At 54.8% G+C, this 13,418-nt stretch carries 14 protein-coding genes; 4 read left to right on the top strand and 10 right to left on the bottom strand.

What is annotated here, in order from left to right; translation table 11 throughout:
* The first annotated feature begins 41 nt into the window (after positions 1 to 41).
* Both pstB and phoU read left to right on the top strand, forming a co-directional pair.
* Positions 42 to 815, top strand: coding sequence for a phosphate ABC transporter ATP-binding protein PstB (gene pstB / locus AM410_RS06875; protein WP_014172291.1), 774 nt, complete (start codon positions 42 to 44; stop codon positions 813 to 815).
* 14 nt (positions 816 to 829) lie between these two features.
* The gene (gene phoU / locus AM410_RS06870) at positions 830 to 1,555 is read left to right on the top strand and encodes a phosphate signaling complex protein PhoU (RefSeq protein WP_008500182.1); all 726 of its coding nucleotides are present in this window, start codon (positions 830 to 832) and stop codon (positions 1,553 to 1,555) included.
* Positions 1,556 to 1,640: 85 nt separating this feature from the next.
* On the opposite strand, the gene yieH is transcribed toward phoU, so the two are convergent.
* Positions 1,641 to 2,306 carry a 6-phosphogluconate phosphatase gene (gene yieH, locus AM410_RS06865; protein WP_073397491.1) on the bottom strand — a complete coding sequence of 222 codons (666 nt, stop codon included), beginning with the start codon at positions 2,304 to 2,306 and terminating at the stop codon, positions 1,641 to 1,643.
* A gap of 166 nt (positions 2,307 to 2,472) precedes the next feature.
* Between yieH and AM410_RS06860 the strand changes: the two genes are divergently transcribed.
* Positions 2,473 to 3,810 (top strand): NCS2 family permease, encoded by a 1,338-nt coding sequence (locus AM410_RS06860; protein ID WP_138614807.1) that lies wholly within the window; start codon positions 2,473 to 2,475, stop codon positions 3,808 to 3,810.
* Positions 3,811 to 3,897: 87 nt separating this feature from the next.
* Here the strand turns inward: AM410_RS06860 and AM410_RS06855 are convergent, their stop codons facing one another.
* The 9 genes from AM410_RS06855 to rpmH all read right to left on the bottom strand — a co-directional run bounded on the left by AM410_RS06855 (position 3,898) and on the right by rpmH (position 11,417).
* Positions 3,898 to 4,464 (bottom strand): NADPH-dependent FMN reductase, encoded by a 567-nt coding sequence (locus AM410_RS06855; protein ID WP_020882759.1) that lies wholly within the window; start codon positions 4,462 to 4,464, stop codon positions 3,898 to 3,900.
* A 36-nt stretch (positions 4,465 to 4,500) separates the two neighbouring features.
* Positions 4,501 to 5,247, bottom strand: coding sequence for a 4'-phosphopantetheinyl transferase family protein (locus AM410_RS06850; protein ID WP_014172296.1), 747 nt, complete (start codon positions 5,245 to 5,247; stop codon positions 4,501 to 4,503).
* Positions 5,248 to 5,369: 122 nt separating this feature from the next.
* Positions 5,370 to 6,341 (bottom strand): HTH-type transcriptional regulator YidZ, encoded by a 972-nt coding sequence (yidZ, locus tag AM410_RS06845; protein WP_040018322.1) that lies wholly within the window; start codon positions 6,339 to 6,341, stop codon positions 5,370 to 5,372.
* The gene (locus AM410_RS06840) at positions 6,310 to 7,485 is read right to left on the bottom strand and encodes an MFS transporter (protein WP_047742678.1); all 1,176 of its coding nucleotides are present in this window, start codon (positions 7,483 to 7,485) and stop codon (positions 6,310 to 6,312) included. Before AM410_RS06840 ends, yidZ begins: the two co-directional genes overlap by 32 nt.
* Before the next feature lie 111 nt (positions 7,486 to 7,596).
* Positions 7,597 to 8,961, bottom strand: a complete 1,365-nt coding sequence (gene mnmE, locus AM410_RS06835) for a tRNA uridine-5-carboxymethylaminomethyl(34) synthesis GTPase MnmE (protein WP_014172299.1) — start codon at positions 8,959 to 8,961, stop codon at positions 7,597 to 7,599.
* Between the two features lie 72 nt (positions 8,962 to 9,033).
* Positions 9,034 to 10,677 carry a membrane protein insertase YidC gene (yidC, locus tag AM410_RS06830; RefSeq protein ID WP_014172300.1) on the bottom strand — a complete coding sequence of 548 codons (1,644 nt, stop codon included), beginning with the start codon at positions 10,675 to 10,677 and terminating at the stop codon, positions 9,034 to 9,036.
* Between the two features lie 2 nt (positions 10,678 to 10,679).
* The gene (gene yidD, locus AM410_RS06825; protein ID WP_001307474.1) at positions 10,680 to 10,937 is read right to left on the bottom strand and encodes a membrane protein insertion efficiency factor YidD; all 258 of its coding nucleotides are present in this window, start codon (positions 10,935 to 10,937) and stop codon (positions 10,680 to 10,682) included.
* Positions 10,901 to 11,260, bottom strand: a complete 360-nt coding sequence (rnpA, locus tag AM410_RS06820; protein ID WP_014172301.1) for a ribonuclease P protein component — start codon at positions 11,258 to 11,260, stop codon at positions 10,901 to 10,903. Before rnpA ends, yidD begins: the two co-directional genes overlap by 37 nt.
* Positions 11,261 to 11,276: 16 nt before the next feature.
* A complete protein-coding gene (rpmH, locus tag AM410_RS06815) occupies positions 11,277 to 11,417 on the bottom strand; it encodes a 50S ribosomal protein L34 (RefSeq protein ID WP_000831330.1) in 141 nt (46 codons plus the stop codon).
* Positions 11,418 to 12,017: 600 nt separating this feature from the next.
* Between rpmH and dnaA the strand changes: the two genes are divergently transcribed.
* Positions 12,018 to 13,415, top strand: a complete 1,398-nt coding sequence (gene dnaA, locus AM410_RS06805) for a chromosomal replication initiator protein DnaA (RefSeq protein ID WP_020882755.1) — start codon at positions 12,018 to 12,020, stop codon at positions 13,413 to 13,415.
* The last annotated feature ends 3 nt before the right edge of the window (positions 13,416 to 13,418 follow it).

Here is a 13,418-nt window from a genome sequence, read left to right as displayed (position 1 = left end):
ACGGCGCGGCAGATCGCGGCGCCGAATGAGGAAATGAGTCAATGAGTATGGTTGATACTGCCCCGGGTAAGATTCAGGTTCGTGATTTGAACTTCTACTACGGCAAATTCCATGCCCTGAAGAACATCAACCTGGATATCGCCAGGAACCAGGTCACGGCATTTATCGGTCCGTCTGGCTGTGGTAAATCCACGCTGCTGCGTACCTTTAACAAAATGTATTCGCTCTATCCGGAGCAGCGTGCCGAAGGTGAAATTATCCTGGACGGCGATAACATTCTGACCAACAGCCAGGATATCGCCCTGCTGCGTGCGAAAGTCGGGATGGTGTTCCAGAAACCGACGCCGTTCCCGATGTCCATCTATGACAACATCGCCTTTGGCGTACGTCTGTTTGAAAAGCTCTCCCGTACGGATATGGATGAGCGCGTTCAGTGGGCTTTGACCAAGGCCGCATTATGGAACGAAACCAAAGATAAGTTGCACCAGAGCGGTTACTCTCTCTCCGGTGGTCAGCAGCAGCGTCTGTGCATTGCGCGTGGTATCGCCATTCGCCCGGAAGTGTTGTTGCTGGATGAGCCGTGTTCAGCTCTGGACCCGATCTCAACCGGCCGTATTGAAGAGTTGATCACCGAGCTGAAGCAGGATTACACCGTGGTTATCGTGACCCACAACATGCAGCAGGCTGCGCGTTGTTCCGATTACACGGCGTTTATGTACCTGGGCGAGTTGATTGAGTTCAGTAATACGGACGATCTGTTCACCAAGCCCGCTAAAAAGCAAACAGAAGACTATATCACCGGTCGTTACGGTTGATTCAGGAGCGCGCTATGGACAATCTCAATCTTAACAAACACATTTCAGGCCAGTTCAACGCAGAGCTGGAAAGTATTCGCACTCAGGTGATGACCATGGGTGGCATGGTTGAGCAGCAGCTTTCCGATGCCATTACCGCGATGCACAACCAGGACAGCGAGCTGGCGAAGCGCGTTATCGAAGGTGATAAAAACGTCAATATGATGGAAGTCGCCATTGATGAAGCCTGCGTGCGTATTATCGCCAAGCGTCAGCCAACGGCGAGCGACCTGCGTCTGGTTATGGCGATCATCAAAACCATCGCCGAGCTGGAGCGTATTGGTGACGTTGCAGATAAAATCTGCCGCACCGCGCTGGAGAAATTCTCTCAGCAGCACCAGCCACTGCTGGTGAGCCTCGAGTCGCTGGGTCGTCATACCGTGCAGATGCTGCATGACGTACTGGATGCCTTTGCGCGAATGGATCTGGACGAAGCGGTACGTATCTACCGTGAAGACAAAAAGGTCGACCAGGAGTATGAAGGCATCGTGCGTCAGCTGATGACCTACATGATGGAAGACTCCCGTACGATCCCAAGCGTCCTGACCGCGCTGTTCTGCGCGCGCTCAATCGAGCGTATCGGTGACCGTTGCCAGAACATTTGCGAATACATCTTCTACTTCGTGAAAGGACAGGATTTCCGTCACGTTGGTGGCGATGAGCTGGACAAGCTGCTGGCGGGTAAAGATCCGAAAGAGTGATGCGCTAACATGCCCGGTGCTGCTGCGCTTACCGGGCCTGCGAATCTTATAGGCCGGATAAGCGTCAGCGCTATCCGGCTTTTTTTCAGCGAGTAATATTCCACCCGCGAGCCTTCCACAATTCTGGCAGCTGCGCCAGATCGGTGAAGGTCGTCACTTTTGGATGATCGATCGGTTTGTTGTGCGGATCGGCGCAGAAGTAAAACACCTCCATACCCGCATCAATCCCCGACTGCGCTCCCGCAGAAGAGTCATCCACCAGAATGCAGTTCTCCACGTTAACGTTCATCGCTTTTGCTGCATGGAACATCAACGCCGGGTCTGGCTTCCAGCGCTGGATATCGTAGCCGCTGAACAGTTTTTCCGGGAAGTGGTGCAACATTTCAAGCTTACCCAGCGAGTGCTGCATTTTGCTGACCGGACCGTTCGAGACCACGCAGATGGGCACCGTCATCGCATCCAGAAGCGCATTCGCCCCGGCAATGACCTCCAGCTCGGAGTCGAAGAGGCGTGCGACCTCGGCGCGGTAGACCGGCTCCAGATCTGCTTTTGCCAGATCCACACCGTGCTCTTCGTTAATGATGTCGATGATCTCGTAGAGCTTCACGCCCTTAAAGCGTTTAAACACCTCTTCGAGATCCAGCGTAATGCCAAATTCCCTGAACATGGTCACATACGCGCGGGAACAAATGACCTCACTGTCGACCAGCGTACCGTCGCAGTCGAAAAATACCGCTTCAATTCCGGACATGCCTTTCCCTTTTTACAAGTTTAACGTTTACGTACGGCAGTTTAATGAGACGCAATCGTTGCCGTATAAGCAAAATCAATGAAAAAATGTCTCTCGTAACCGCCACTATTGTCGCATTTTGGTATAGGATAGCGACGAATTTTCCCTCCTTGTTCGGAAATTGATGATGAGTCAACAACACACTACCCAGACATCTGGTCAGGGTCTGCTTGAGCGCGTGTTTAAACTGCGTGAGCACGGCACAACGGCACGCACCGAAGTGATCGCCGGTTTCACCACCTTCCTGACGATGGTCTATATCGTTTTTGTTAACCCACAAATTCTGGGCGTTGCTGGCATGGACACCAGCGCCGTCTTCGTGACCACCTGTCTGATCGCTGCGCTGGGCAGTATCCTGATGGGTGTGTTCGCTAACCTGCCCGTGGCGCTGGCCCCGGCAATGGGTCTAAACGCTTTCTTCGCGTTCGTGGTCGTCCAGGCGATGGGTCTGCCATGGCAGGTCGGCATGGGCGCTATCTTCTGGGGCGCGGTTGGCCTGCTGTTGCTGACCATTTTCCGCGTACGTTACTGGATGATAGCCAATATTCCGGTGAGCCTGCGCGTGGGGATTACCAGCGGTATTGGTCTGTTTATCGGCATGATGGGTCTGAAAAACGCAGGCGTTATCGTGGCTAACCCGGACACGCTGGTGAGCATCGGTCACCTGACCTCGCACAACGTGCTGCTGGGCGTGCTGGGCTTCTTTATCATCGCTATCCTGGCTTCGCGCAATATTCATGCGGCCGTGCTGGTTTCCATCGTGGTCACCACGCTACTGGGCTGGATGCTGGGCGATGTGCAGTACAAAGGGATTGTCTCCGCGCCACCGAGCGTGTCTACCGTCATTGGGCACGTCGATCTGGCAGGCTCCCTGAACCTGGGTCTGGCGGGCGTGATTTTCTCCTTCATGCTGGTTAACCTGTTTGACTCCTCCGGTACGCTGATTGGCGTGACCGACAAAGCCGGCCTGGCGGATGAGAATGGGAAATTCCCGCGCATGAAGCAGGCGCTGTTTGTTGACAGTGTCTCCTCTGTCACCGGTGCGTTTATCGGTACATCGTCTGTTACCGCTTACATTGAATCCTCTTCAGGTGTCTCTGTGGGTGGCCGTACCGGTCTGACGGCGGTTGTGGTGGGTATCCTGTTCCTGCTGGTGATCTTCCTGTCGCCGCTGGCGGGCATGGTGCCTCCGTATGCAGCAGCCGGCGCGCTGATCTACGTGGGGGTGTTAATGACCTCCAGCCTGTCGCGTGTGAAGTGGGATGATTTAACCGAAGCGGTGCCTGCGTTTATTACCGCGGTGATGATGCCGTTTAGCTTCTCGATCACCGAAGGTATCGCGCTGGGCTTTATCTCCTACTGCGTCATGAAGATTGGTACCGGTCGCTTCCGCGACCTCAGCCCGTGCGTCATCATTGTGGCGCTGCTGTTTGTGCTGAAGATTGTTTTTATTGATGCCAAATAAACAGAAAGCCCTTTTCGTCGAAAAGGGCTTTTGTGTTTGCGCCCTCTCCCTGTGGGAGAGGGCCAGAGTGAGGGGGTCAGGCTACGTTTAAGCTTTCACTCGCTTAATATAATCACCAAACGCGGTCAGTTGGCCAGAAAGATGGTCACGCGTACTTTGATCCACCACTTCACCCGTCTGCGGGTCGACCTTGTTCTGAATCACGCCCCCCATAAATTCCGGTTTGTTCATTACCATCGCATCCAGGAAGACCAGGATCTGACGCAGATGGTACTGGCAGCGTGCCCCGCCAATCGCGCCCATAGAGCTGGTCTGGATCAGCACCGGTTTACCCGACAGCGGCTGCTCCGGGAGACGGGATAACCAGTCAATGGCGTTCTTCAGGCCACCCGGGACGGAGTAGTTATATTCAGGCGTAACAATCACCACGCCGTCTGCCTGGCGGATCTGCTCTGCAAGCGCTTCTACGCTCTGTGGAAACCCTTCTTCCTGCTGCACGTCCGCGTCGTAAAGCGGAATGTCGCCAATCGATGGCAGGGCGCTAATGTCCATACCTGCCGGTGCCAGCTGAGGCAGCGTGCGGGCAACCATCCCGTTAAATGAACCTTTGCGCAGGCTTCCCAGTAACGTAACAACTTTCAACGTATCAGACATGATTACTCCTGTTTCATCATGATGACCCTGAATGGATCAGCTAAGGGTATATGCTTTTTCTGCCGGTAAACTGGTTAATCTCATCAGGCGCGCGGCGGGTTCGTTGGCTCGCTCGGGCACATCCGGAAGGCTACTCCATCCGTGTTGACTGTCAAATTCCCAGATTTTCAATCGTTCGATGGCGGGAGTCACCGCGATGGACCAAATCAGTACGTCTTCAGCATCGCTGAGCGCCTCTACCAGCGTGGCTTTAGCGGAACGCAGGCGTCCGGAGCCTGGAAGCAATTGCAGCAGGCTGGCGTCGTCTGATGCACAGCCACAGAGCTTTCGAATGCTCTGGCGTAAGGTAATGAGCTGAGCTCTGGCCTCGATGGGATCGTTCTGGTTACGCACCCACAGCTTTTCATTACTGGAAAGCGGGTAGTCATCGTGCGGGTTCGCGCCGTGGAAGCCGCGGGTTGCGTGCTGAAGCTCCATGTCCAGGCCGCAATCCCCTTCAGTGGTGAGCGCGACGCCAATGATATTGCCCGTGTAGGCAATGGAGAAACGCGGCAGCTCCGGGTCGGCAAAGACCGGGCGGCCTTCAGGTTGGGTGAGGATATCCGGCAGTTCACTGGTGCCGTACAGCATGAACATCAGCTCAGCGAGAAGCGCGCGGGATGCCAAAAACCGCGTCCGGCGATGCTCCGGCAGTTTACGTGCTTCCTGGTGACACGCGGATGAAATTCTGGCCGATACGAGATGTCCCTCTGTCAGTATCCCTCTTGCAAAGTGCGTTGCCATTTTTCGCTCCTTGATAATGGTCGTATTCGGTTAAACGGTTACATGATTATCGCTTAACTTGCCTTCTGTTTTAATCAGTAAATGGGAGTAAGAGAAGCCTGAGGACCCAACTTTACATTTTCTTAGGCAAAAATAAGCGCTGGAGCGGCATATAGCGCTTTGATTGTCTCACGGAGCCAGAGGATTTTCGGATTATGGCTGTTTCGTTTATGCCAGATCAGCGTGAAAGGAACGGTCAGTTTTTCAGCCTGGGCTTCATCAATGGGAATGGGCAGGGCGATCAGCTTACGCTGGTGGAGTTGATTATAGTGATGGCAGTAGTGTGGCGCCGTGGCGATGTAGTTATGGCCTGGCTGCGCCGCCATAAACATCGACTGTTCGAAACCGGGCAGGCTCATGGCGATATTGCGCTCACGTCCCATCTCTCTGAGCACCTCATCAAGCGCCCAGGTGTCGCTGCGCTCCCAGAAGATGCTGATATGCGGATAGCGCAGGAAAGTCTCCAGGTTCCACTCCTCCTGAAGAGCCGGATGATCTTCGCGCAAATAGACGCAGGGACGGTCGCTGAACAGAATTTCGTAGTCGATAAACCACGGCATGAGCTTCAACAGCTCGCGGGAGCGCGGATGCGTTTCACGGCCCGTGAAGCCAAGATCGACTTCTCCGCGCGTAATGGCATCCACCGAGTCGTAATCCCAGTGGCGCATCTTTACCGTGGCCTGTGGATAGCGCTGATTGACCTGCTCGAGCAGGGCATTAAAACGGATCAACATCAGAGGCGTTTCCGCGGCCAGCACGAACGTCAGCCCGCCCGGGGAGTCATGATGGAATTTATCGAGGATCTGATTGCCAATCTGCATCCAGTCGGCCAGATCCTGCTCCAGGCTCATCGTCAGCGGTGTCGGCAGCAGGCCTAACGGTGTTTTCACAAACAGCGGATCGTCAAACCAGTCGCGCAGTTTCGCCAGCGATTTACTTACCGCGGACGGGGTTACGTTCATCCGTTTCGCGGCTTTGGTTACGCTGCGCTCCTGCAGCAAAAGCTGCAGACACAACAACAGGTTAAGATCGAGACTGCTGATTGGCTTCTTCATAATGGGCCGCGGGCTGGATGACCATAAGTAAGGTGATGCAGAGCATGCTACAACCAATCAGAATCCCGATCAGCATATTGAGCGCATTAAGGCCGATGACCGCCGCCAGCCATATCCACAGCGACGAACCGCAGACCTGTGCAATACCCAGCACCGAGCTTGCCACACCCGCGCGCAGCGAGAACGGGCCAAGCGCCTGACTCATCGCCACGCCAAAGCCGACGGAGAAGCCGGCGCAAATCAGCGTAATCCCTACCAGCATCAGCGCATGTGTGCTGGTGGTCGCCAGAATCCCCCCCGCAGCGAGGAACAGCACCTGAGAGGTTAGCATGAGTGTGCGCTGACGGAAGATATTCAGTGCGAACGGCGTCGAGAACGAGACGGCCATACTGACCATCGCGGTAAGTGCCATCACGGTGGAATACTCACCGCGATCAAACCCCATGGTCTCCATCAGCAACACCGGGGAAACGTTTACATACGTCAGGATCACCGCCACGCTCAGTGTGGTAATGGCCAGGCGACTCAGGAAAAAGCGGTTTAGCAGCGTCTCGGCCGGATGAAGGGTTGCCGTATGGCCTGTGTTTTGCGAGCCTGGATGGGTCTCTTTCAACACCGTGATCGAGAGGATAAAGACCAGCGCACCCATGGCCGCCATCGTCCAGAACAGGCTCTGCCACGGGAATTTCAGCATGATCAGATAGCCCACCACCGGCGCCATCACCGGAATGATGCAGGTAATACCGTTGAGCATGGAAAGCACTTTGGCACGGCGCTGAGCGCTTAAGGTATCGCGCAGGATGGCGAAGGCCACTACATAACAGCCACCGGCACCTATTCCCTGGATAAAGCGTCCTGTCAGGAACAGAGTACTGTCCTGGGCCAGGGAGCAGAGCATTGACGCCAGCGCGAAGATGATGGCACAGGTAATGGCCACGGGCTGACGACCCGCTTTGTCTGCGATTTTCCCGGCAAATACCATCGATGATGCCATCCCGGCGAGATAGGCCGAAAACGCAATATGCAGCTGCGCCTCGCTGGCACCCAGATCGCGGGCAATGTGCGGCAGCCCCACCAGATACATATCAATACCCGATGGATAAAGCAGAACCAGCGCAAAACTACAAAACAGAAAACGAGCCATAAACCCCCCATAGATGCAGGCAAGCAGAATAGGGGGATAAAAGGGATTAGGCGAGTTGCCATTTGGACAAAGGTGATTTCCCGGGAGGAAATCACCCTTCATCAGCGGTAATTACTTGCCGATACAGAAGCTCGAGAAAATCCGTCCCAGCAGATCGTCCGAGGTAAATTCGCCGGTTATCTCACTCAGATTTTGCTGCGCCAGACGCAGCTCTTCCGCCAGCAGTTCACCCGCCCATGCGCCAAGCAGCTGCGCTTTCCCCTGATCGAGGTGGCGTGCCGCGTCTTCCAGCGCCTGAAGGTGACGACGGCGCGCAAGGAAGCCGCCTTCCATACTGGTATCAAAGCCCATGCTCTGTTTGAGATGGTTGCGCAGGTCGTCAACGCCTTCACCGGTACGGGCCGACAGGCGAATAAGTGAGTGGCCATTCACTTCACTGATACCCAGCGTTTCGCCGGTTACATCCGCTTTGTTACGCACCACGGTGATCGGCAGTTTTGCCGGCAGGCGGGCAATAAAGTCGGGCCAGATGTCCGCCGGATCAACGGCATCGGTCGTGGTACCGTCCACCATAAACAGCACGCGGTCAGCCTGCTCAATCTCTTGCCAGGCACGTTCGATACCGATGCGCTCTACTTCGTCACTGGCGTCGCGAAGACCTGCCGTGTCGATGATGTGCAGCGGCATGCCGTCGATATGAATATGCTCACGCAGCACGTCGCGGGTGGTACCGGCGATGTCGGTGACGATCGCCGCTTCACGGCCCGCCAGGGCGTTGAGCAGGCTCGATTTACCGGCGTTAGGGCGGCCCGCAATCACGACCTTCATCCCCTCGCGCAGCAGGCTACCCTGACGTGCTTCGGCACGCACCGCGTCGAGATCGGCCATCACGCTATTGAGCTGAGCTTCAATTTTACCGTCAGAGAGGAAGTCGATCTCCTCATCCGGGAAATCGATAGCCGCTTCGACATAGATGCGCAGGTGAGTAAGTGCTTCCACAAGATGATTCACGCGCGCCGAGAACGCGCCCTGAAGCGAGTTCAGTGCGGAGCGGGCTGCCTGCTCGGAGCTGGCGTCGATCAGGTCAGCAATTGCTTCTGCCTGTGCGAGGTCAAGCTTATCGTTCAGGAAGGCACGCTCGGAGAACTCACCTGGCTTTGCAATGCGCAGGCCCGGCAGCGTCAGAATGCGTTTTAACAGCAGGTCGAGGATGACCGGGCCACCGTGGCCCTGCAGCTCCAGCACGTCTTCTCCGGTAAAGGAGTTCGGGCCCGGGAACCACAGCGCAATGCCCTGGTCCAGCGGCGTGCCGTCAGTGTCTTTAAACGGCAGATAATCAGCGTAGCGCGGCTTTGGCAGTTTACCCAGCACCGCTTCGGCGACCTCGCGGGCCTTCAGGCCGGAGATACGCAGAATGCCTACACCACCGCGTCCCGGTGGGGTTGCCTGGGCGACGATAGTGTCGTTATGGCTCATGGTTGGTCTCGTTCAATACAAATAAAAAAGGCGGTCAATCGACCGCCCTTATTTTAGCGTTAACTTACCGAATCAGGACTTTTTCTTTTCGCGGCTATGCAGGCCACGTTTTTCCAGACCACGGTAAATCAGCTGCTGCTGGATAATGGTCACCAGGTTGCTGACGATATAGTACAGCACCAGACCTGACGGGAACCACAGGAAGAACACGGTGAAGATGACCGGCATAAAGGTCATGATCTTCTGCTGCATCGGGTCGGTCACGGTGGTCGGCGACATCTTCTGGATGAAGAACATCGTTACGCCCATCAGGATCGGCAGGATGTAGTACGGGTCCTGTGCAGACAGGTCATGGATCCACAGGGCGAACGGCGCGTGGCGCAGCTCAACGGAACCCATCAGCATGTAGTACAGCGCAAGGAAGATTGGCATCTGAATCAGCAGCGGGAAGCAACCACCCAGTGGGTTCACTTTCTCTGCTTTATACAGGGCCATCATCTCCTGGCTCTGACGCTGTTTGTCATCGCCCAGACGCTCACGCATTGCCTGAATCTTAGGCTGCAGCATACGCATCTTCGCCATGGAGGTGTACTGCGCTTTAGTCAGCGGGTACATGATGCCACGTACGATGAAGGTGATAACGATGATGGAGAAGCCCCAGTTACCCAGGAAGCTGTGGATGAACTTCAGCAGCTTAAACAGCGGCTGAGAGATGAACCACAACCAGCCGTAGTCCACGGTCAGATCCAGGTGCGGCGCAACGGCAGCCATTTTGTCCTGGATTTCCGGACCGACCCACAGGGTGCTTGCCAGCTTACCGGTTTGACCCGGCTGTACCAGAACCGGCTGAGATTTGTAGCCAATGGCTGCAAGACCGTTACCCAGGTTCGCGGTATAGAAGTTGTTAGTACCGTCGTTCGTTGGCACCCACGCAGTGGCGAAATACTGCTGCAGCATTGCCACCCAACCGCCTTTAGCGCTGACGTTCAGGTTTTCGTTATCGGCAATGGTGTCGAATTTGTATTTCTCGTACTTCGCATCAGGCGTGGAGTACGCCGCGCCACGGAAGGTATGCAGCGCAAAGTTGCTGCTTCCGGTGTCACGGTGAGACGGCAGATTGATGGACTGCTTCAGCTGACCAAAGGTCGACAGTTCCAGCGGTTTCGCACCGGTGTTCTGAACGCTGTAGCCCACGTTCACCGCATATTCACCGCGTTTCAGGGTGAAGGTTTTGGTGAAGGTGTTGCCCGCGGCGTCGGTGTAGGTCATCGGGATAGCGATTTCGTTCTGACCATCAGCCAGTACGAAGGTCTCTTTCTCGACGTTGTACAGTGGACGCGCACCGTTAGCCGGGTTATCCGGGCCATCACGACCGGTCAGGCCGCTCTGGGCCTGGTAGATAAACTCAGGCGTGGTTTCCAGTAACTGGAACGGTTCGTTAGACTTCAGCTCTTTTGGGTAGGTCAACAGCAGCGCCTGCTCAACATCACCACCACGGGTGTTGATAGTCAGCTCAAGCACATCGGTCTTAACCGTAATCTGTTTCCCCTGGCCACTGGCCGGTACGCCCTGGTCGGCGGCGCTACCCGCTGCGGTGGTCGTAGTCTGCGTGGTCTGCTGCTGGGGTTGAGGATTTTTATCCTGCTCCCATGCCTGCCAGATCATGAAAGACACGAACAACAAAGCGATGATAAGAAGATTGCGTTGCGAATCCATCGTTAGTGTTCTCTGGTATCAAAGGGTCCTGGCGGGACGGGATCGTCTCCACCTGGGTGTAAAGGGTGGCATTTTAATACGCGTTTCACCGTCAACCAACTGCCTTTTATCACTCCAAACCTGCGCAATGCCTCAATTCCGTAGCTTGAGCATGTTGGCGTGAAACGGCAGTGCGGCCCGAGTAGCGGACTAATCAGGCGTTGATAGACCCGAATGAGGGCTATCAGGACCCGCGAGCCAGGCGACAATGGCGGCGCCATAATTTTTCCAACGCTTCCGAGAGAGCACGGTTATCGAGGTCGGCAACCCCTTTTTTAGCCACCACCACGAAATCCATTGAAGGCAGTTCGTGCTGACGTAAACGGAAGCTTTCACGCGTCAGACGTTTAATCCGATTGCGTTCATGCGCACGCTTAACGTTTTTCTTGGCGACAGTAAGACCGATGCGGGGATGCCCCAGCGAATTCAGGCGGCCGAGGATGGTGATTTGCGGCGTGCCAGCCCGTTGTGGCTGCTGGAAGACGAAAGTGAAATGAGTGGGAGTTAACAAACGTAACTCCCTGGGAAATGCTAGCTTAACCACTCAGGGGTTAGCTTTATTACTTGGAAACGGTCAGACGAGCGCGGCCTTTAGCACGACGACGTGCCAGAACCTGACGACCATTTTTAGTAGCCATACGAGCACGGAAGCCGTGAGAACGGTTGCGCTTCAGTACAGACGGTTGAAAAGTGCGTTTCATGGCGATTTCTACCTAAACTTGAATAAATTCACTGACTTTTGCGTATACCCGAACGAGTTTCGAACGACTAACGCCTCAGCGTGGGTGATTAAAGAGGCCGGATTGTAATAATTGTACACTCCGGAGTCAATTCTCTTTCCTTATTTCCCGCGTATTTCCGCACGTTTTCGCGTGGAAAATGAGCAACGGACGACGCAGGAAGATGAGCATCACGCGCCGGGTCGAGGATTATACGGCCTCCCAAACAAAGCGCAAGGATCGTCCCGGATCTTCGTTAGATCATTTAAGCAAGAAATTGTCTGTGCTCATTAATTTTTCCAATATGCGGGCTAAATCGTAGGGTACTCGCCCCAGGATCGTTTACACTTACCCGGTTTCCGATCTTCCTGTGGATAAATCGGGAAGAATCTGTGAGAAACAGAAGATCTCTGGCTCAGTTTAGGCTATGATCCGCGGTCCCGATCGGGATCCAGCGATCCTGGCCGGGTATAACCGCAGATAGCGGTTCGCACATCACCCTTTTGCACAGGGTCATGTCGATGTGCGCCAACAATCATGAATATTCAATAGTTTTCTTTTATTGTTCGAGTGGAGTCCGCCGTGTCACTTTCGCTTTGGCAGCAGTGTCTTGCCCGATTGCAGGATGAGTTACCAGCCACAGAATTCAGTATGTGGATCCGCCCCTTGCAGGCGGAACTGAGCGATAACACGCTGGCTTTGTATGCGCCAAACCGTTTTGTGCTCGATTGGGTAAGGGATAAATACCTTAATAACATCAATGGACTGCTGAATGATTTCTGCGGATCCGATGCGCCACAGCTACGCTTTGAAGTGGGAACAAAACCGGTCACGCAGACCGTGCGTGAAACGGTAAATGTGGCAATACCTGCTCAGGCAGCCCCCGCGCCGGCACCGCGCGCCCTTCCGGCGACCCGTTCGGGCTGGGACAACGTGCCTGCTCCGGCAGAGCAAACCTACCGTTCTAACGTCAATGTTAAACACACGTTCGATAACTTCGTTGAAGGTAAATCGAACCAGCTGGCGCGCGCGGCGGCACGCCAGGTTGCAGATAACCCCGGTGGTGCCTACAACCCGCTGTTCCTTTATGGCGGCACGGGTTTGGGTAAAACGCACCTTCTGCATGCGGTAGGCAACGGCATTATGGCGCGTAAGCCAAATGCGAAAGTGGTGTATATGCACTCCGAGCGCTTCGTTCAGGACATGGTAAAAGCCCTGCAAAACAATGCGATCGAAGAGTTTAAACGCTACTACCGTTCTGTTGACGCACTGCTTATCGATGACATCCAGTTCTTTGCCAACAAAGAACGATCCCAGGAAGAGTTTTTCCACACCTTTAATGCGCTGCTGGAAGGTAATCAGCAGATCATTTTGACGTCGGATCGTTATCCAAAAGAGATCAACGGCGTTGAAGATCGTCTGAAATCCCGTTTTGGCTGGGGCCTGACCGTGGCGATCGAGCCACCGGAACTGGAAACCCGCGTCGCGATCCTGATGAAGAAAGCCGATGAAAACGACATTCGCCTGCCGGGTGAAGTGGCGTTCTTTATTGCCAAGCGTCTGCGCTCCAACGTCCGTGAGCTTGAAGGGGCACTGAACCGCGTGATTGCCAATGCCAACTTCACCGGCCGTGCGATCACCATCGATTTTGTGCGTGAAGCGCTGCGCGATTTGCTGGCACTGCAGGAAAAATTGGTCACTATCGACAATATTCAAAAGACGGTGGCCGAGTACTACAAAATCAAAGTGGCAGATTTGCTGTCTAAACGTCGTTCCCGCTCGGTGGCGCGTCCGCGTCAGATGGCGATGGCGCTGGCAAAGGAGTTAACCAACCACAGTCTGCCGGAGATCGGCGATGCGTTTGGTGGCCGTGACCATACGACCGTGCTGCACGCTTGTCGTAAGATTGAGCAGTTACGCGAAGAAAGCCACGACATAAAAGAAGATTTTTCCAATTTAATCAGAACATTATCATCGTGACGC

The sequence above is a fragment of the Enterobacter cloacae complex sp. FDA-CDC-AR_0164 genome, assembly GCF_003071645.1.
GTDB classification, from domain to species: Bacteria; Pseudomonadota; Gammaproteobacteria; order Enterobacterales; family Enterobacteriaceae; genus Enterobacter; species Enterobacter ludwigii.
The sequence above is the reverse complement of the archived record's forward strand: the minus strand, read 5'-3'. Positions and strand labels throughout refer to the sequence as shown.